This window comes from Streptomyces deccanensis, from assembly GCF_022385335.1.
In the GTDB taxonomy this organism is placed as follows: Bacteria; Actinomycetota; Actinomycetes; order Streptomycetales; family Streptomycetaceae; genus Streptomyces; species Streptomyces deccanensis.
In genome coordinates, this window is the sequence record NZ_CP092431.1 from 8,622,630 (window position 1) to 8,641,841 (window position 19,212).

The following is a 19,212-nucleotide window of genomic DNA, read 5'->3' on the forward strand; positions in this document are numbered from 1 at the left end:
CCCGTGGTTCGAGCAGTCGCTCAGCTCATCGACCGCCCCCCAACAGTCCCGCGGCCCTGGCCCACCGGTACTTCGCGCCGAGCACCGCCACCGGCTTCTCGGTCGTGTACGGGTAGGCCACGACCCCACGCTCGAAGAGGTACTGGCAGGCCTCCTCCACCTCGACGTCACCCGCGAGCGACGCCACGACCGGCTTCTCGACGCCCCGCTCCCGGAACTCGGCCACCACGCGCGCGGTGAGCTCCGCGAAGACCATCGGGGGAGTGACGATGGTGTGCCAGTAGCCGAGGACGAGCGCGTGGATGCGCGGGTCCTCCAGGCCCAGCCGGATCGTCGCCTCGTACGTCGACGGAGGCTCGCCGCCGGTGATGTCGACCGGATTGCCCGCGGCCCCGAACGGCGGGATGAACGTCCGGAAGGAGGCGTCCAGGTCCGGGGGGATCTCCATCAGGTGCAGCCCGTTGTCGGTCACCGCGTCCGACAGCAGTACGCCGCTGCCGCCGGCCCCCGTGATGATCACGACGTTGTCGCCCTGCGGAGCCGGCAGCACCGGCAACGCGCGCGCGTACTCCAGCATGTCGTTCAGGCCGGGCGCGCGGATGACACCGGCCTGCTTGAGGATGTCCTCGTACACGGCGTCGTCGCCCGCCAGCGCGCCCGTGTGCGAGCCAGCCGCCTTCGCCCCGGCCGCCGTACGGCCCGCCTTCAGGACCACCACCGGCTTCTTCGGGACGGTCGCCCGCGCGGCCTCCACGAAGGCCCGCCCGTCCTTCAGGTCCTCCAGGTGCATGGCGATGCACTCGGTGTGCGGGTCCTCGCCGAACCAGGTCAGCAGGTCGTCCTCGTCCAAGTCCGACTTGTTGCCGAGCCCGACGATCGCCGAGACACCCGTCTTCGTGGTCCGCGCGAAGCCCAGGATGGCCATCCCGATGCCGCCGGACTGCGAGGTCAGCGCCACCCCGCCCTTGACGTCGTACGGCGTGCAGAAGGTGGCGCAGAGGTCCTGCCAGGTCGAGTAGTAGCCGTAGATGTTCGGCCCGAGCAGCCGGATGCCGTGCCGTTCGGCGATGGCCACGATCTCGTCCTGGAGTTCGTGCTCGCCGGTCTCCGCGAAACCCGAGGGGATCAGTACGGCGTTGGGGATGCCCTTGCGACCCACCTCCTCCAGCGCCGCGGCCACGAACTTGGCGGGGATCGCGAAGACCGCCACATCCACCTCACCGGGAACGTCCGTGACACTCTTGTACGCCTTGCGGCCCAGAATGTCATCGGCCTTGGGGTTCACCGGATGGATCTCGCCCGCGAAACCCCCGTCGACGAGGTTGCGCATCACCGAGTTGCCGATCTTGCCCTGCTCGTTGGAGGCGCCGACCACGGCCACCGACGCGGGCTGCATCAGCCGGCGCATCGAGGTGAGGATCTCCTCACGCGAGTACCTGCGCCTCGGCTTGGGCACCGACTCCGCGAGGATCACCCGGATGTCCGCCGCGACCGCCCCCTCCGGGGTCGCGATCACCGGGTTGAGGTCCACCTCGGCGATCTCCGGGAAGTCCGCGACGAGTTCGGAGACCCGGCGGATCTGCTCGGCGATCGCCCACCGGTCCACCGCCGCCGCCCCGCGCACCCCGCGCAGAACCTCCGCCGCGCGGATCGAGTCCAGCATGGAGAGCGCCTCGTCCGCGTCGACCGGCGCGAGCCGGAACGTGACGTCCTTGAGGACCTCCACCAGCACCCCGCCGAGCCCGAACGCCACCACCTTCCCGAACGTCGGGTCCGTCACCGCGCCGACGATGACCTCCTGCCCCTTCGGCAGCAGCTCCTGCACCTGGACGCCCTCGATACGGGCGGCGGGCGCGTACGCGCGCGCGTTGTCCACGATCTGGTGGAACGCGGCCTTCACGTCGGCCGCGCCCTCCACCCCGACGATCACACCGCCCGCGTCGGTCTTGTGCAGGATGTCCGGCGACACGATCTTCATCACCACCGGCCCGCCGAAGCGCGCCGCGTACGACACCGCCTCGTCGACGTCCCGCGCCAACTCCTCGCCCGGTACGGCGATCCCGTACGCGTCGGCGATCACCTTGCCCTCGGGAGCGGTCAGCGCGCTCCGGCCCTCGGCCCGTACGGCGTCGAGGAGTCCGCGCACCCTCAGCACCCGGTCTTCGGCCATCAATCAGATCACTCCGTTCGACTTGAGCAGGCGCAGCTCCTCGTCGCCGAGCCCCAGCTCGCCGACGTAGACCTCTTCGTTGTGCTCGCCGAGCAGCGGTGAACTGACCACGTTCACCGGGGAGTCGGACAGCTTCAGCGGGCTGCCGACGGTCACGAACTCGCCGCGCTCGGGGTGTGGCACGGTGACGACCATCTCGTTGGAGACCAGCGACTCGTCCTCGATGATCTCCTTGGTGGAGAGGATCGGCCCGCACGGGATGTTGTGGGCGTTGAGCCGCTCCAGCACCTCCCACTTGGGCAGGGTGGACGACCACTCCTCGATCAGCTGGAACATCTTGTTGAGCTTGGGCAGGCGGGCCTCCGGGGTCGCCCACTCGGGGTCGTCCGCCAGTTCGGGCCGGCCGATGAGTTCGCTGATGGGCTGCCAGCCGACGGGCTGCACGATGACGTACACGTAGTCGTTCGGGCCGCCCGGCGCGCACTTCACGGCCCAGCCGGGCTGGCCGCCGCCGGACGCGTTCCCGGACCTGGGAACCTCGTCGCCGAAGTCCTCGTTGGGATATTCACGGAGCGGGCCGTGTGCCAGCCGCTGCTGGTCCCTCAGCTTCACCCGACAGAGGTTGAGGACGGCGTGCTGCATGGCCACGTTGACCCGCTGCCCGCGCCCGGTGCTCTCCCGCTGGTAGAGCGCCGCGAGGATCCCCGCCACAGCGTGGATGCCCGTGCCCGAGTCCCCGATCTGGGCCCCCGTCGCCAGCGGCGGTCCGTCCTCGAAGCCGGTCGTCGCCATGGACCCGCCCATGGCCTGCGCGACCACCTCGTACGCCTTGAAGTTGGTGTACGGACCGTCCCCGAACCCCTTGATGGAGGCATAGACGATCCGCGGATTGATCTCCTGGATACGGTCCCAGGTGAAGCCCATGCGGTCGACCGCGCCCGGCCCGAAGTTCTCGACCATGACGTCGGAGCGCCGGATCAGCTCGGTGAGGATCTCCTTGCCGCGCTCGGTCTTGGTGTTGAGGGTGATGCTCCGCTTGTTGCAGTTGAGCATCGTGAAGTAGAGGGAGTCGACGTCCGGGAGGTCGCGCAGCTGCTTGCGCGTGATGTCCCCGGTCGGCGCCTCCAGCTTCACCACGTCCGCGCCGAGCCAGGCGAGCAGTTGGGTGGCGGACGGGCCGGACTGGACGTGCGTCATGTCGAGGACGCGGATGCCTTCGAGAGCCTTGGTCGACGTGCCTGCGGTAGGGGTCATCGGGGGCACCTCACTTGTACATCGTCTGGTTCATGGTTCCGGGGGCGTACGCGTCCGGGTCGACCCAGACGTTGATGAGCGACGGCTTGCCGGACTCCCGGGCGCGCCGGAGCGCGGGGCCGATGTCGGCGGGGTCGCGGACCTCCTCGCCGTAACCGCCCAGCATCTGGGCGAACTTGTCGTAGTGGACGTCGCCGAGGGTGTTGCCGACGCGCTCGCGTTCCTCGCCGTACTTGGCCTTCTGGCCGTAACGGATCTGGTTCATGGAGGAGTTGTTGCCGATGATCCCGACGAAGGGGAGGTCGTAGCGGACGAGGGTCTCGAAGTCCCAGCCGGTGAGGGAGAAGGCGCCGTCGCCGAAGAGTGCCACCACCTCCTTGTCGGGCCGCGCCTTCTTCGCGGCGAGCACGAAGGGAACACCGACGCCGAGCGTGCCGAGGGGGCCCGGGTCCATCCAGTGCCCGGGCGACTTGGGCTGCACGACCTGCCCGGAGAAGGTGACGATGTCGCCGCCGTCGCCGATGTAGATGGAGTCCTCGGTGAGGAAGTCGTTGATCTCGCTCACCAGCCGGTACGGGTGGATGGGTGAGGCGTCCGACTTCAGGCTGGGCAGCCGCTTCTCGATGGCGGTCTGTTCGGCGGCCCGCAGCTCGTCGAGCCACTCCTTGCGCTTCGACGCGCCCCCGTTGCTGTATCCATTAAAAGCGTGCCCGGAAGCCGCCTCCGTCACGGACTTGAGCACCAGACCCGCGTCGCCGACGATCCCGAGGTCGATGTCGCGGTTCTTGCCGACGGTCCGGTAGTCGAGGTCGATCTGCACGACGGTGGCGTCCGGCGACAGCCGCTTGCCGTAGCCCATGCGGAAGTCGAAGGGCGTACCGACGATGACGATGACATCGGCGTTGGAGAAGGCGTACCGGCGGGAGAGCTGGAAGTGGTGCGGGTCGCCGGGCGGCAGGGTGCCGCGCCCCGCGCCGTTCATGTACGCCGGGATGTTGAGCGTGCGGACGAGTTCGATGGCGGACTCGGTGCCCCGGGTCGTCCATACCTGGCTGCCCAGCAGGATCGCGGGCTTCTCGGCGTGCACCAGCAGGTCGGCGAGCTTCTCGATCGCCTCGGGGTCACCGGCGGAGCGGGTCGAGGCCCGGTAGGCGCCGGCCTTCGGCACACGTGCCTTCTCCACGGGCACCTTGGCGTCCAGCACGTCGCGCGGGATCTCCAGGAAGGAGGGCCCGGGGGCGCCGTGGTAGCACTCGCGGAACGCCATCGACACCATGTCGGCGGCGCGGGCCGTGTCCGGGACGGTCGCCGCGAACTTGGTGATCGGCGTCATCATGTCGACGTGCGGCAGGTCCTGGAGGGACCCCATCTTGTGCTGGGTGTGCGCGCCCTGACCACCGATCAGCAGCATCGGGGACTCCGCGCGGAAGGCGTTGGCGACACCGGTCACGGCGTCGGTCGTACCGGGGCCGGCGGTGACGACCGCGCAGCCGGGCTTGCCGGTGATGCGGGCGTAACCGTCGGCGGCGTGTGCGGCGACCTGTTCGTGGCGGACGTCGACGACCTCGATGCCCTCGTCGACGCAGCCGTCGTAGATGTCGATGATGTGGCCGCCGCACAGGGTGTAGATGACCTCCACACCCTCCGCTTTGAGTGCCTTCGCGACGAGGTGACCACCGGAAATGAGGTCCTGGCTGTTGCCGTCGGGCATGGCGAAGTCCTGTCCCTTCGTAGGGGATTGGAGTGTGCTCGCGGTTGATTGCATACAGTCGACGAATACTGTATGAAGCTTGTTATCCCGCATCCGGTGGGTGGTGTCCAGGGGGCGTGCGGCACTTTTGAGTCAGGAGCCGGAATGGACCTGTTCGAGCACCAGGCAAGGCAACTGTTCGAGGAACACGGCATCTCGGTGCCACGCGCCGAGGTCACGGACTCGCCCAAGGAGGCACGCGAGATCGCCCGCCGGTTCGGCGGGCGCGTCGTCGTCAAGGCCCAGGTGAAGACCGGCGGACGCGGCAAGGCGGGCGGGGTGAAGCTCGCCGCCGACCCCGCCGCCACCGAACTGACCGCACGGCAGATCCTCGGCATGGACATCAAGGGCCACACCGTCCGCACGGTGATGGTCGCCGAACCCGTCGCGATCGAGAGCGAGTTCTACGTCTCGTACGTCCTCGACCGCGCCGCCGGCCGCTTCCTCGCGATCGCCTCGGCCGAGGGCGGCATGGACATCGAGGAGGTGGCGGCGACCCGGCCCGAGGCCGTGGCCCGCATCCCGATCGACCCCGTCGAGGGCGTCACCTCCGCGAAGGCGTCCGAGATCGCCGAGGCGGCCGGTCTGCCGCCGCAGACCGTCGACGTCCTGATGCGGCTCTGGGAGGTGCTGACCCGCGAGGACGCCCTCCTCGTCGAGGTCAACCCCCTCGTCCGCACCGAACAGGGCCGGATCCTCGCCCTCGACGGCAAGGTCACCCTCGACGACAACGCGAGCTTCCGGCAGACCCGTTGGGGTGACGAGGGCTTCGCGCACGACGACCCGCTGGAGGCGGCGGCCGCCGCCAAGGGCCTCAACTACGTGAAGCTGGACGGGCAGGTCGGCGTCATCGGCAACGGCGCCGGACTCGTCATGTCCACCCTCGACGTGGTCGCGGGCTGCGGCGCGCGCCCCGCCAACTTCCTCGACATCGGCGGCGGCGCCTCCGCCCGGATCATGGCCGACGGCCTCTCCGTCGTCCTCTCCGACCCGGATGTGAAGTCCGTCCTCGTCAACGTCTTCGGCGGCATCACCGCCTGCGACGCGGTCGCCGACGGCATCGTCCAGGCGCTGGACAGCGTCCAGTTGACCAAACCGCTCGTCGTCCGCCTCGACGGCAACAACGCCGTGCGCGGCCGGGCGATCCTCGACGACCGCGACCACCCCCTCGTCCACCAGGCCACCACCATGGACGGCGCCGCGCGCCGCGCCGCCGACCTCGCCCACGCGAACTGAGGAGCCCGGACATGGCCATCTACCTCACCAAGGAGAGCAAGGTCCTCGTCCAGGGCATGACCGGCGGCGAGGGCGTGAAGCACACCCGCCGCATGCTCGCGGCCGGCACGAACGTCGTCGGCGGCGTCAACCCCCGCAAGGCGGGCCGCACCGTCGACTTCGACGAGCGTGCCGTCCCCGTCTTCGGCTCGGTCGCCGAGGGCATCGAGGTCACCGGCGCCGACGTCACCGTCGTCTTCGTCCCGCCCGCCTTCGCCAAGGCGGCCGTCGTCGAGGCCGCCGACGCCGGCATCGGCCTCGCCGTCGTCATCACCGAGGGCATCCCCGTCCACGACTCCGTCGCCTTCACGGCGTACGCGCGGGCCAAGGGGACCCGGATCGTCGGACCCAACTGCCCCGGCCTGATCACCCCGGGCCAGTCCGACGCGGGCATCATCCCCGCCGACATCGCCAAGCCGGGACGCATCGGCCTGGTCTCCAAGTCCGGCACCCTCACCTACCAACTGATGTACGAACTCCGCGACATCGGGTTCTCCACCTGTGTCGGCATCGGCGGCGACCCCGTCGTCGGCACCACCCACATCGACTGCCTCGCCGCCTTCCAGGACGACCCCGACACCGAACTGATCGTCCTCATCGGCGAGATCGGCGGCGACGCCGAGGAACGGGCCGCCGCGTACGTCCGCGACCACGTCACCAAGCCCGTCGTCGGCTACATCGCCGGGTTCACCGCGCCCGAGGGCAAGACGATGGGCCACGCCGGCGCGATCGTCTCCGGCTCCACCGGCACGGCGCAGGCGAAGAAGGAGGCGCTGGAGGCGGTCGGGGTGCGGGTCGGCAGCACGCCCACCGAAACGGCCCGGCTGGTGCTCGCCGCCCTGGAGACCGAGGCCTGACCCTCCCGCACGACACCCTGCCCGCCCGGCCCCGCACGGGGCCGGCGCACCTCCCGCCCCCGACTGTGCACCGAGAGCGGAGACACCCATGGCACCACCCACCCTCACGCCCGCCACCCTCACCCTGAAGTCCGGCACGGCCTGGACCGACGCCTGGCGGCGCTGCCAGGCCGTCGCCCCCGAGGCCTTCCGGGACGACCGGGTCCTCAACCTCTGGAACGGTGCCTGGCAGCCCGACGGCCGGACCCTGCCCGCCACCAGCCCCGTCGACGGCAGCCCCATCGCCGGCCCGCCCCGCCTGGACGGCGCCACCGCGCACCACGCCGTCCGGGCCTCCCTCGACCAGCACCGCGCATGGCGCCACGTCCCCCTCGCCGAACGCCGCGCCCGGGTCGCCGCCACCCTCGACGCCCTCACCCAGCACCGCGAACTGCTCGCCCTGCTCCTCGTCTGGGAGATCGGCAAACCCTGGCGACTGGCCCAGGCCGACGTGGACCGGGCCATCGACGGCGTCCGCTGGTACGTCGACGGCATCGAACCGATGGTCGAGGGGCGCGTCCCCCTCGACGGCCCGGTCTCCAACATCGCCAGCTGGAACTACCCGATGAGTGTGCTCGTCCACGCGATGCTGGTCCAGGCCCTGGCGGGCAACGCCGTCATCGCCAAGACTCCCACCGACGGCGGCGTCGCCTGCCTCACCCTCGCCGCCGCGCTGGCCGCCCGCGAGGGCATCCCCGTCACCCTCGTCAGCGGCAGCGGACGCGAGCTGTCCGAGGCGCTGGTCCGCGCCCCCGAGATCGGCTGCGTCTCCTTCGTAGGCGGCCGCGACACCGGCGCCGCGGTCGCCACCGCCGTCGCCGACCTCGGCAAACGCCACGTCCTGGAACAGGAGGGCCTGAACACCTGGGGCATCTGGAACCACACCGACTGGGACACCCTGTCCGCCGTCATCCCCAAACTCTTCGACTACGGCAAACAGCGCTGCACGGCGTACCCGCGCTTCGTCGTCCAGCGGGAACTGTTCGACGAGTTCCTGGCGGCCTACCTTCCGGCGGTCCGCACCCTCAGGGTCGGCCACCCACTGGCCGTGGAGCACCCCGACGACCCGTACCCGACGCTGGACTTCGGCCCCGTCATCAACGCGGCCAAGGCCAAGGAACTCACCGACCAGGTCGCCGAGGCCGTCGACCGGGGCGCCGTCCCGCTGCACCGGGGCCGGCTCGCCGACGCGCGCTTCCTGCCCGGCCAGGACACCGGCGCGTACGTCCAGCCCGTCACCCTCCTCGACCCGCCCCCGTCCTCCCCGCTCCACCACGCGGAACCCTTCGGCCCGGTCGACACGATCGTCCTGGTCGACACCGAGGCCGAGCTGCTCGCTGCCATGAACGCCTCGAACGGCGCGCTCGTCGCCACCCTCTCCACCGACGACCGGGCGACGTACGAGCGGCTCGCACCCCAGATCCGGGCGTTCAAGGTCGGCCACGGCAGGCCCCGCTCACGCGGCGACCGCGACGAGCTCTTCGGCGGCTTCGGCGCCTCCTGGCGGGGCGCCTTCGTCGGCGGCGACCTGCTCGTCAAGGCGGTCACCCGGGGCCCGGCGGGGGAGCGGCTGCCGGGCAACTTCCCCGACTACCACCTCATGCCGTCCGTCGCCTGACCCACGCCGGACCTGTCCGGATCGTGACCGTCCGATCACCCCAGGTGAGGTCGTGCGGCCCCGCTCGCGGGGGCCCGCACGACCCCGCCCGGAGCCCGGATATGCAGGTGAAGGGCACTCCGAAACCTTGGTATTGTTGTCCATGTCGCCGCGGGGAACACCCCCGTCCAGGCGACAGACACCTGGTCCGGGTGGCGGAATGGCAGACGCGCTAGCTTGAGGTGCTAGTGCCCTTTATTGGGCGTGGGGGTTCAAGTCCCCCCTCGGACACCACAGAAGCACAGAGAACAAGCACATAGATCGAATCGACCCCGTCGACCGTTTCCGGTCGGTGGGGTTTTTCGTTGTCGTCGGGCTGCTCGGGGCCCCCGGAAAAATGCGATGCCCCGGCCCCGTCGATCTCTCTAGACTCGCCCCACCGAAACGACGAGATGAGGGGAGCCGGCCGTGTGTGAGCGCACCGCTGTCGTCGTTCCCCGTTCCCTGTACGAGGTGATCCTCGTGTCCTCGTCCGGCCGGTGCCCGCTGCGCGGCCGGTACCGGAGCCCGTGACGTACGCCTGACGTCCTCGCATGGCGCCCACGCACGGGAATCGCGCTGCCCTGAAACAGCTCAGCTGAAAGGCCACGGGCCATGCGCAGCAACGTCACCACCCTCGCCAACCCTCTGCACGCCGTCCGCAACCTGGGCATCCTCGCCCATGTCGACGCCGGCAAGACCACCGTCACCGAGCGGTTCCTGTACGCCACCGGGACCACGCACAAGCGGGGCGAGGTCCACGACGGGACGACCGTCACCGACTTCGATCCGCAGGAGCGCGACCGGGGGATCACCATCTTCGCGGCGGCCGTCAGCTGCGCCTGGGACGGGCATCGGATCAACCTCATCGACACGCCCGGCCACGTCGACTTCGCCGACGAGGTGGAGCGTTCGCTCAGGGTGCTCGACGGCGCGATCGCGGTGTTCGACGCCGTCGCGGGCGTCGAGCCGCAGAGCGAGTCGGTCTGGCGGCAGGCCGACCGGCACGGCGTGCCCCGCATCGCCTTCGTCAACAAGCTCGACCGCGCGGGCGCCGACCTGGACACGGCCGTCGAGTCGATCCGGCAGCGGCTCCATCCGGCGCCGCTGGTGGTGCAGTCGCCGATCGGTACGGAGGACGGGTTCGTCGGTGTGGTGGATCTGGTGCGCATGCGGGCGCTGGTGTGGGCGGACGGTTCCGACACGGCCGTGGAGGGCCCGGTCCCCGACGAGCTGAGGGACGAGGCCGGGCTGCGACGGCGGCGGCTGGAAGAGGCCGTGGCGGAACTGCATCCGACGGCGCTGGAGGAGTTCTGCGCGCAGGGCACGCTCTCCGCGCCGACGCTGGCCGCCGCGCTGCGCGACCTCACCCGCACGGGTGAGGGAGTGGTCGTGCTCTGCGGCTCCGCCTACCGCAACCGTGGCATCGAACCGCTGCTCGACGCGGTGGTGGCGTATCTGCCGTCGCCCCTGGACGTGCCGGCCGTGCGCGGCACGCATGACGGTACTGAGCAGGAGCGCGCCGCCGAGGCCGAGGCGCCGGTCGCGGCCCTGGCGTTCAAGGTGAGCGCCACGGCCACGGGACGGTTGACGTACATAAGGCTGTACTCGGGCACGATCCGGAAGGGGGACACCGTGCTGGACGCCGGGACGCGGCGCACCGAGCGGATCGGCCGGATCCTGCGGGTCCAGGCCGACCGGCACGCCGAGCTGGAGCGGGCCGTGGCCGGCGACATCGTCGCGGTCGTCGGGCTGAAGTCCGCCCGCGCGGGGACGACGCTGTGCGCTCCGGCGGCGCCGCTGCTCCTCGAACCGCCGTCCGTCGCCGACCCGGTGGTGTCGGTGGCCGTCGAGGCACGCCGCAGCACCGACACCGACCGGCTCGCCACGGCCCTCGCACGGCTCGCCGAGGAGGATCCCTCGCTGGTCGTACGGACCGACCCCGAGACCGGGCAGACCCTGCTGTCCGGCATGGGTGAACTGCATCTGGAGGTCGCCGTGGAGAAGGTCAGGCAGAGCCAGGGGCTCGACGTCGCCGTCGGCCGGCCCCGGGTGGCCTACCGCGAGACCCTCGTCCAGGGCGTGGCCGGGCTGGTGTACCGGCACGTCAAACAGGACGGCGGGGCCGGGCAGTTCGCGCATGTCGTGCTGGACGTGGCACCGCTGGAGGCGGAGAGCGACGGGGCCGCGACGGGCTTCGTGTTCCGTTCGGCCGTCGTCGGCGGCCGGGTGCCGCAGGAGTACGTCCGCGCGGTCGAGGCCGGCTGCCGGGACGCGCTCGTGGAGGGGCCGCTCGGTGGGCACCCGGTGACGGGGGTCGCCGTCACGCTGGTCGACGGGGCGACCCACTCCAAGGACTCCTCGGAGATGGCGTTCCGTACGGCGGGGCGGTTCGCTCTGCGGGAGGCCATGCGGGCCGGGGTGATGGGGGTTCTGGAGCCTGTCGCCGATGTCACCGTGACCGTGCCCTCGGACGCGGTGGGCGGGGTGCTCGGGGATCTCGCCGCGCGGCGGGGGCGGGTGTCGGACTCCGTCGCGCGGGGTGGGGCGGTGGTCGTCACCGCGACCGTGCCGTTGGCGGAGCTGTTCGGGTATGCGACGCGGTTGCGTAGTCGGACGCAGGGGCGGGGGACGTTCACGGCTCGGCCGGCGGGGTATGTGCGGGCGCCGGGTGTGGTGGTGAGTGAGGGGTGAGTCGGGTGCGGTGAGTCGGTGGGTGGGGGTGCGTGGGGGTTTTCTCGCCCCCGCCGCCCCTACCCGTCCCATCCTCAAGGGGCTGCGCCCCTTTGACCCCCAAGCGTCCGTTCGGTGGGGCTTCTCGCGCAGTTCCCCGCGCCCCTGACGGGGCGCGGGGATTTCCTCGGCGTCAGGCCCAGGGGCTCACCGCAGCGAAGGAGCTGTCGGCTCGGAAGGTGTCCGTGGCCTGGTAGGTGTCCAGGCGTAGTTCGTAGTTGTAGTGGCGGATGTAGCGGCCCGGGTAGTTGTACGACTCCAGGCGGACGGAACCGGAGGTCGTGCCCGGGCGGGCGCAGTACGTCGCGTCCTTGTCGAAGACCGTGGTGCCGTCGTCCGGGTCGAAGCGGAGGCGGTAGTCCCAGTGGCGCAGATAGCGGCCGGCGGAGTTGCGGAAGGAGTAGCAGTTGGCGTCGGCGAGGCCGGGTACGACGGTGAAGGTCGCGCTCTGCTTGACGGCGGTGGTGCTGGAGGACGTCACCGGGTCGACATAGCCGAGGTTGTCGGTGCGGGCGACGGCGTAGCGGCCCGGGAAGTTGACGGACTGGAGGGAGCGGGTGGTGTTGGTGGGGAGGGTGACGCCTCCGGAGACCGTCTCCTTGAGGACCGTCAGATGGCGGACGAAGCCGGTGAGGCCCGGGAGTTGCGTCGGGGTCGACCAGGTGGCGAAGTTGTCGTAGCTGTCGCTGTACCAGTACTGCCCGGCGCCGTAGGCGTCGTAGTAGATCCGCCAGCCGCCGTTGTCGAGCTGGACCAGTGCCGGGCCCTCCATGCCGGAGCCGAAGCCCGCCCAGTTGCCCGTCTTCGTGATGGTGTACGGGCCGGTGAGGCTGGAGGCGGTGCCGTACTCGATGTACTTCGTCGTCTCGTTCTTGGTGAACGCGTGGTAGGTGGAGCCGATCTTGACGATGAAGGTGTCGATGTAGTTCGGGCCGATGCCGGAAAGCCGGGTGGGCGCCGACCACGCGGTGAGGGCGGAGTTCGTCGCCGTCAGCTTGTACGGCTTGAAGATGTACTCGCCCTCGGCGGCGATCGACGCGGACAGGATGATGTTGACGCTGCCGTTGGTGTCGACGAACCACTCCGGCGCCCAGGCGCGCTGCAGACCGCTGATCGGGACCGTGTAGTCGTAGAGGAAGGTCCAGTTGAGGCGGTCGGTGGAGCGGGCGAAGCCGATGGTGGTGGAGAGCGCCGACCAGGTGCGGGTGGTGTAGGTCAGGTAGTAGTAGCCGTCCGTGTGCTTGAAGATGCTGGGGTCACGGATGAGGCCGGAGGGCGGGGTGTACGCGGGGCCCTTGCGGAGGGTGAACCCGGTCGCGTCCGGCGAGTCGTAGACGTACATGTTCGACTCGCTGCTGTTGGTGAACGCGGTCATGGTGTACCGCGTCGCCTGTCCCGCCGGCGGGTGGGCGGCTCCGGCCGCGCCGGCGAAGGCGGTGGTGAGCCCCAGAAGGGCGGCCACCGAGGTGAGGAGGGCGAGGACCGCCCTGAGGGTTCTGTTCAACGCTCGTCCCATTTCTGCGTGAACTGCCCTGAGGCGTGGGGATGTTGTTTTGTTCGATATGTCGTACATCGTGCGGAACTTCGGTCAGAAGATAAGAGGGGGGCATGAGCGCGTCAATGGGTTGAGCGTTGATTGTGCGAGACGGGGTTCCGCTTTTCCGCGGACCGGGGCGCCGCGGTTGCCTCCGACGGGGCGTCGTCCCAGGTCGCGAACGGTTTCCCGGCAGCCTCACAGGCGGGCAACAGGAAACCCGTCGACCCCTGGGGTGCGGCCGGGCAACTCTGGATGCGTCACCCAGAACCCATGACCAAGGGGGAACGATGCGCAAGCTCAAGGCGATGCGGACCGCGGCGGCACTCGTACTGGCGACCGGCGCGGTGATGACCGCCTCCGTCACCCAGGCACAGGCCAAGCCCGCAGCCACCATTCACGGCTGCCCGGAGGGCTACGTGTGTATCTATCCCGAGAACGCGGGCTGGAACAACGACGTGCCGTCGCACAAGTACTACACGTACGGCTACCACAACCTCAGCAACATGTACGGGATCCACCGCATCATCAACAACCAGACCGGCGGCGCGACCATGCAGACCTGCACCGGGTACAACGGCACGGGCTGCGAGGGGCACCTCCCGGGCGGTGGCTGGTCGATCGACAAGGACATGACGCCGATCAACTCGATCCGCCTCAACCGCCCGTAGCCTCCCCACGGGGAGAACGGGGGACGACGTCCGGAACCGCATCGGCCCGCGGTTCCGGACGCTCGTGTTTTCGCCACTCCGAGTGAAAGGTTTGGTCGTCCTCGCCGCCCCGACAGTAACCTGGGCATCCGCCGTCTCACGGCCCGCACTGCCTTGGGGGACACCTTGGGGGACCCGCCGTTCGGAGAGGACCCGGACCGCCGGAACGACGGGGACGGGACCGCGCTGACCACGCCGTCCTTCCCCGCGCAACTCAGACGCCTGAGACGGGAACGCGGACTGTCGCTCACCGACCTGGCCCGCCGCACCCACTACAGCAAGGGCTACCTCAGCAAGATCGAGACCGGTGCCAAGCGCGCCACCGTCGACGTCGCCCGTCTCTGCGACGAAGTACTGCGCGCGGAGGGCGAGTTGCTACGGCTGGTGCAGCAGGCCCCGCCCCGTGACGCGCGACCCGACGGGGAGAGCGCGGCGCGGCAGTCCGACGCCCCGTGTCCGTATCGCGGCCTGTCGGCGTTCACCCCGCAGGACGCCGAGTGGTTCTTCGGGCGGGAGCGCGCCACGGCCGCCCTGGTGGAGCGGGTCTTCGAACGGGTCGGCAGCGGGCCGCTGATGCTGGTCGCCCCGTCCGGCGCGGGCAAGTCGTCCCTGCTCAACGCCGGACTCGTGCCCGCCCTGAAACGCGGCGACTTCCCCATGCCGGGCGCCGACCGCTGGCCGGTGGTGCTGCTCACCCCCACCTCACGCCCCCTCGACGAACTGCTGGAACGCACCGCCAAGGCCGTCGGCGGCGACCTCGGCGTCAGCGTGGAGACGGTGCGGGAGAACCCCGCCGCCCTGCTCGCCGCCGTACGCGCGATGGCCGACGAACCGCCGCCGGCCCCGGGGAGCCGCAGACCCCCGCCCCCGCGCCCCGTCCTGATCGTGGACCAGTTCGAGGAACTGTTCACGCTCTGCCCCGACGACGAGGAACGCCGTGCCTACGTCCGGGTGCTGTGCGCCCTCGCGACCACCGGACCGGGCGACGACACGCACGCGCCGGCCGTCGTGGTGCTCGGCGTCCGCGCCGACTTCACCGGCAGCTGTCTGGGCCTGCCCGAACTGACCCCGGTGCTCACCGACGGACTCTTCGTCCTGGCGCCCATGTCCGTGGCGGAGCTGCGGGAGTCGATCACCCGGCCCGCCGAACTCGCCGGCGTCACCCTCGAACCCGGCCTCGTCCCGCTCCTCCTGCGCGACGCCGGACTGCGCGACGCACCGGACGCGACGCTCCGGGGCGCCGCGCACACCACGGGGGCCGGCGCCGCGCTCCCCACCGGGACGGGCCCCGCGCACCCCACCGCGATCGGCGCCGACGAGACGCCGTCCGGCGCGCTCCCGCTCGTCTCCCACGCACTGCTCGCCACCTGGCAGCGCCGTACGGACTCCGCCCTCACCGTCGACGGCTACGAACGCGCCGGCGGCATCCAGGGAGCCATCGCCCGCACCGCCGAGAACGTCTTCGCCCGGCTGTACCCGGCCGAGCAGCGGACGATCCGCCGCATCCTGTCCCGGCTCGTGGTCGTCGCGGACGGCGCCGGAGCGACCCGCCGCCGGACGAGCCGGGCCGCGCTGATGGCACAGCTCGGCGACGCCGACGGCGCGGCCGCCGCGCTCGACGCGTTCGTCCGCGCCCGGCTCATCACCCTGGACAGCGACACGGTCCAGATCACCCACGAGGCCCTGCTGCACGCCTGGCCCCGGCTGCGCGACTGGATCCACGCCGACCGTGCCGGCCTCCTCCTGCACCAGCAACTCGCCCACGCCGCCGTCGAATGGGAGCGCGAGAGACGCGACCCGTCCGCCCTCTACCGGGGCACCCGGCTGGAGACCGTACGGGCCTGGGCCGACGAGTCCGACGGTCGGCGCCGCCTCGGCCCCGGCGAGGAGGCCTTCCTGAGGGCCAGTCAGGCGGAGGAGGACGGCCGCCGCCGACAGGCCGCACGGCAGGTCCGGCTGCGGCAGTCCCTGCTGGCCACGCTCGCCGTCCTGCTCGGGCTCGCCGTGATCGCCGGCGGCCTCGCCTACCAGCAGCGCGAGGGCGCCCTCGACCAGGAGCGCGCCGCCCGCTCCCAGGCCCTCGCCGTCCGGTCCGCGTCCCTCGCCGGGGGCCGGCCGGAGGCGTCGATGCTGCTCGCGGAGGAGGCCTACCGCGCCGACACCACCGTGGAGGCACGCGGCGCCCTCCTCAGCACCCAGGCCCAGCCCTTCTCCGCCCGGCTCGGCGGCTACCGGGGCCCGGTCAACGCGGTGGCCTTCGCCCCCGACGACCGCACCCTGGCGACGGCCAGCTCCGACGGCACCGTCATCGTGCGCCGCGCGACCGGCGACCACCGGACGCTGGCCACCTTCACCGTCCCCGGCCGGGTCCGCTCGGTCGCCTTCAGCCCCGACGGCCGGACCGTCGCGGCGACGTCGACGGACGGCCCCGTGACCCTCTGGGACGTCCGCGACCGGCGTCGGACGGCCACCCTCCCGTCCGGCACCAAGGGCGACCGGGCGGTGGCCTTCGACCCGCGCGGCGGCACGCTCGCCGTCGCCACCGCCGACGGGACCGTCGAACTCTGGAGCACCGGGCGCACGCCCCGGCGCACGGCCTCGCTCACCGGTCACAAGGGCACCCTCAACGCGCTGGCGTACGCCCCCGACGGCACGAAACTCGTCTCCGCCGGAGCCGACCGGACCGTACGCCTGTGGGACACCGACCGAGCGAAACGGCTCGACGTCCTCGAAGGGCACACCGACGAAGTGCTGGGCGCGGCGTTCTCCCCGGACGGACGGCAGGTCGTCTCCGGGGGCATCGACCGCACCGTACGGCTGTGGGACGTGCGCGACGGCGAGCAGACAGCGGTGTTCACCGGGAGCAGCGACGACATCAACGCCGTCGCCTACACGCCCGACGGTACGGCGGTGATCGGCGCGGTCGGCGACGGCACGACCCGCCTGTGGGACGTGCGCGGCGGTCGGCAGACCGCCGTGCTCGCCGGACACACCGACTACGTCCTGGGGGTCGCCGTGACCTCCGACGGGACCCGGCTGGCCACGGCCGGCTTCGACCAGTCCGTCGTCCTGTGGGACCTGGGCGGGCAGGTGCTGACGGCACGTCCGTTCACGGAGGTCTGGCAGGTGGCCTACAGCCCCGACGGGAAGCTGCTGGCCACCGCCGACACCGACCACACGGTGCGGCTCTGGGACGTACGCACGCACCGCCTCCTCAAGAGGCTCACCGGCCACACCGAGGCGGTCTTCTCGGTGGCGTTCGCCCCCGACGGCAGGACCCTCGCCTCAGCGAGCTCCGACGGCACGATCCGCCTGTGGGACGTGGCCGGGCGCAAGGCCCTGGCGAAGCTCACCGGCCACACCGGGGAGGTCTTCTCGGTGGTCTTCGCGCCGAACGGCAGGACCCTCGCCTCGGCCGGCGCCGACCGCACGGTCCGCCTCTGGGACGTCGCCGCACGACGCGACATCGCCGTCCTCGAAGGACACGAGGACTACGCCAACGCCGTCGCCTTCAGCCCGGACGGCCGCACCCTGGCGAGCGCCGGCGACGACCTGACCGTACGGCTGTGGGACGTCGCCTCGCACCGGGCCCTGGACGAACTCACCGGCCACACCGGCGCGGTACGCAGCGTCGCGTTCAGCCCGGACGGCCGTACCCTCGCCAGCAGCGGCAACGACGGCGCCGTACGCCTGTGGGACGTGCGCACGCGTCGTTTCGAGGCAACCCTCACCGGACACACCGGCTCGGCCCGGGGCCTCGCCTTCTCACCGGACGGCCGCATGCTCGCCAGCAGTGGCAACGACCGCACGGTGCGGCTGTGGGACATGCGGGCGCGGCAGCCCTGGGCGACGCTGTCAGGCCACAACAACGCCGTGTGGGGCGTGGACTTCGCGCCCGACGGGCGGACGGTGGCCAGCAGCAGCACCGACGGGACGGTACGGCTGTGGGATCTCGACCCCGGGGCACGCCTGGAGAAGATCTGCCGCGTCAGCGCCGGGCTCGGCCCCGCCGAACGCGGCAGCCTGCTGCCGGGCACGCCGGTCTCGTCGGGACCGAGGTGCGGGAGGACGTGAGTGGCCGACGGCCCTGCTCACAGGGGGTTTCCCAGGTGTTTCCCGGTTGCCCGATCCGATGGGGCGACACCCGGGCCTCCGCGCCGGGGCGGAGAAACGGCAAGCTGCTGCACGACCGCAAGCGCCGCACGACCACAACGACCGCATGATCCACGTCAACCAGGAATCGGGGGTCCCGGCATGGTGAGCCGGACCGGACTCAACCGCACACTGATCACACGCACACTGATCGCACTCCTGGCCGTCCTCTTCTGGGTACCGGTGGCCACGACCGCCACCGCGCACGCGGCACCGGCCGCACCCGCCGCCGGCGACTGCCGCCCCCTCGCCCCCGGCGCGTCCGCGGCCGCCGAGCGGGCGATCGCCGCCGCCTGCGCCGAGGTCGCGGCCGGCACCTGGTACACCTGGGGCGGCGGCCACGGCGCGACCCCCGGGGCCACCTACGGGCAGGTCGACCCCAGCGACCCGGCCAGCGAGCACGACCCCGAGCGACGCGGGTTCGACTGCTCCGGCCTCGTCCGGTACGCGTACGCCCAGGCCACCGGTGGCACGGACATCCTCAACGGCGTCGCCAGCCAGCAGTTCTACACGCACCGCGCCGCCGCCCGCTTCACCGCCGCCCAGGGTCTCGCCCCGCTGCTGCCCGGCGATCTCCTCGCCTACGGCAAGGACTCGACGGACATGCAGCACATCGCCATCTACCTCGGCGCCGGCAGGATGGTCGAGGCCCGGCAGTCCGGCACCAAGCTGATGGTCAGTGACGTCCGCCTGGGCAGCACCTACTTCGGCGCCGTGCGCGTCAACACAGGTGCGCCCACCGGCAACATCCACCAGACCTGGGGCACCGGCGTCTGGACCAAGGCCGAGCCCAGCCTCGCGGCCCGCCGCGTCTACGCCTTCCCGTACTCGACCACCATCCGCGTGTACTGCCAGAAGCACGCGGAGATGGTCAGGGCGGAGGGCTACGAGAACGACGTCTGGTCCTACCTGCCGGACTACCGGGCCTGGGTCACCAACATCTACATCAAGGGACCGGCCTGGCTGGCGGGCGTACCCGACTGCAAGGACGTGCCCCCCATCACCTGACAGCCTCGTCCCGGTGACCGTCGGGGGGCGGCCACCGGCGCGCGGTGTGTGCTCCCCGCGCGGAGGGACGACACCACGGCCGACGGGAAGGAGA

At 71.3% G+C, this 19,212-nt stretch carries 11 protein-coding genes and 1 tRNA gene; 8 read left to right on the plus strand and 4 right to left on the minus strand.

Features of this window, described 5'->3' with window-relative positions; translation table 11 throughout:
- Window positions 1-25: 25 nt before the first annotated feature.
- The 3 genes from L3078_RS38100 to L3078_RS38110 are packed head-to-tail and all read right to left on the minus strand — an operon-like array spanning window position 26 to window position 5,135.
- Entirely contained in the window at window positions 26-2,170 is a 2,145-nt protein-coding gene (locus L3078_RS38100; RefSeq protein ID WP_239758640.1) for an acetate--CoA ligase family protein, read from the minus strand.
- A 3-nt stretch (window positions 2,171-2,173) separates the two neighbouring features.
- The gene (frc, locus tag L3078_RS38105) at window positions 2,174-3,424 is read right to left on the minus strand and encodes a formyl-CoA transferase (RefSeq protein WP_239758642.1); all 1,251 of its coding nucleotides are present in this window, start codon (window positions 3,422-3,424) and stop codon (window positions 2,174-2,176) included.
- Window positions 3,425-3,434: 10 nt separating this feature from the next.
- Window positions 3,435-5,135 (minus strand): thiamine pyrophosphate-binding protein, encoded by a 1,701-nt coding sequence (locus L3078_RS38110; protein ID WP_239758643.1) that lies wholly within the window; start codon window positions 5,133-5,135, stop codon window positions 3,435-3,437.
- Between the two features lie 144 nt (window positions 5,136-5,279).
- Between L3078_RS38110 and sucC the strand changes: the two genes are divergently transcribed.
- From sucC to fusA, 5 genes are all read left to right on the plus strand, one after another.
- Window positions 5,280-6,410 carry an ADP-forming succinate--CoA ligase subunit beta gene (sucC, locus tag L3078_RS38115; RefSeq protein WP_239758645.1) on the plus strand — a complete coding sequence of 377 codons (1,131 nt, stop codon included), beginning with the start codon at window positions 5,280-5,282 and terminating at the stop codon, window positions 6,408-6,410.
- 11 nt (window positions 6,411-6,421) lie between these two features.
- Window positions 6,422-7,306 carry a succinate--CoA ligase subunit alpha gene (sucD, locus tag L3078_RS38120; RefSeq protein ID WP_239758647.1) on the plus strand — a complete coding sequence of 295 codons (885 nt, stop codon included), beginning with the start codon at window positions 6,422-6,424 and terminating at the stop codon, window positions 7,304-7,306.
- An 88-nt stretch (window positions 7,307-7,394) separates the two neighbouring features.
- Window positions 7,395-8,963: an aldehyde dehydrogenase family protein gene (locus L3078_RS38125; RefSeq protein WP_239758649.1), complete on the plus strand. Its 1,569-nt coding sequence runs from the start codon at window positions 7,395-7,397 to the stop codon at window positions 8,961-8,963.
- Window positions 8,964-9,148: 185 nt separating this feature from the next.
- Window positions 9,149-9,236 (plus strand) — tRNA-Leu (locus L3078_RS38130).
- 360 nt (window positions 9,237-9,596) lie between these two features.
- Window positions 9,597-11,675 carry an elongation factor G gene (fusA, locus tag L3078_RS38135; protein WP_239758651.1) on the plus strand — a complete coding sequence of 693 codons (2,079 nt, stop codon included), beginning with the start codon at window positions 9,597-9,599 and terminating at the stop codon, window positions 11,673-11,675.
- Window positions 11,676-11,847: 172 nt separating this feature from the next.
- Here fusA and L3078_RS38140 read toward each other — a convergent pair whose 3' ends face one another.
- Window positions 11,848-13,218: a glycoside hydrolase family 43 protein gene (locus L3078_RS38140; RefSeq protein WP_239758653.1), complete on the minus strand. Its 1,371-nt coding sequence runs from the start codon at window positions 13,216-13,218 to the stop codon at window positions 11,848-11,850.
- 320 nt (window positions 13,219-13,538) lie between these two features.
- Here L3078_RS38140 and L3078_RS38145 point away from each other — a divergent pair, with 320 nt between their 5' ends.
- The 3 genes from L3078_RS38145 (at window position 13,539) to L3078_RS38155 (ending at window position 19,118) form a co-directional block, all read left to right on the plus strand.
- Window positions 13,539-13,919, plus strand: coding sequence for a hypothetical protein (locus L3078_RS38145; RefSeq protein ID WP_239758654.1), 381 nt, complete (start codon window positions 13,539-13,541; stop codon window positions 13,917-13,919).
- A gap of 165 nt (window positions 13,920-14,084) precedes the next feature.
- Window positions 14,085-18,032: an nSTAND1 domain-containing NTPase gene (locus L3078_RS38150; RefSeq protein WP_239758656.1), complete on the plus strand. Its 3,948-nt coding sequence runs from the start codon at window positions 14,085-14,087 to the stop codon at window positions 18,030-18,032.
- A 180-nt stretch (window positions 18,033-18,212) separates the two neighbouring features.
- Complete coding sequence (locus tag L3078_RS38155) at window positions 18,213-19,118, plus strand: C40 family peptidase (protein ID WP_239758658.1); 906 nt, start codon at window positions 18,213-18,215, stop codon at window positions 19,116-19,118.
- Window positions 19,119-19,212 lie beyond the last annotated feature (94 nt).

Coding starts and splice junctions, on each gene's coding strand:
- L3078_RS38100 (WP_239758640.1), bottom strand. CDS start 2,170: ATGGCCGAAGACCGGGTGCTGAGGGTGCGCGGACTCCTCGACGCCGTA.
- frc (WP_239758642.1), bottom strand. CDS start 3,424: ATGACCCCTACCGCAGGCACGTCGACCAAGGCTCTCGAAGGCATCCGC.
- L3078_RS38110 (WP_239758643.1), bottom strand. CDS start 5,135: ATGCCCGACGGCAACAGCCAGGACCTCATTTCCGGTGGTCACCTCGTC.
- sucC (WP_239758645.1), top strand. CDS start 5,280: ATGGACCTGTTCGAGCACCAGGCAAGGCAACTGTTCGAGGAACACGGC.
- sucD (WP_239758647.1), top strand. CDS start 6,422: ATGGCCATCTACCTCACCAAGGAGAGCAAGGTCCTCGTCCAGGGCATG.
- L3078_RS38125 (WP_239758649.1), top strand. CDS start 7,395: ATGGCACCACCCACCCTCACGCCCGCCACCCTCACCCTGAAGTCCGGC.
- fusA (WP_239758651.1), top strand. CDS start 9,597: ATGCGCAGCAACGTCACCACCCTCGCCAACCCTCTGCACGCCGTCCGC.
- L3078_RS38145 (WP_239758654.1), top strand. CDS start 13,539: ATGCGCAAGCTCAAGGCGATGCGGACCGCGGCGGCACTCGTACTGGCG.
- L3078_RS38155 (WP_239758658.1), top strand. CDS start 18,213: ATGGTGAGCCGGACCGGACTCAACCGCACACTGATCACACGCACACTG.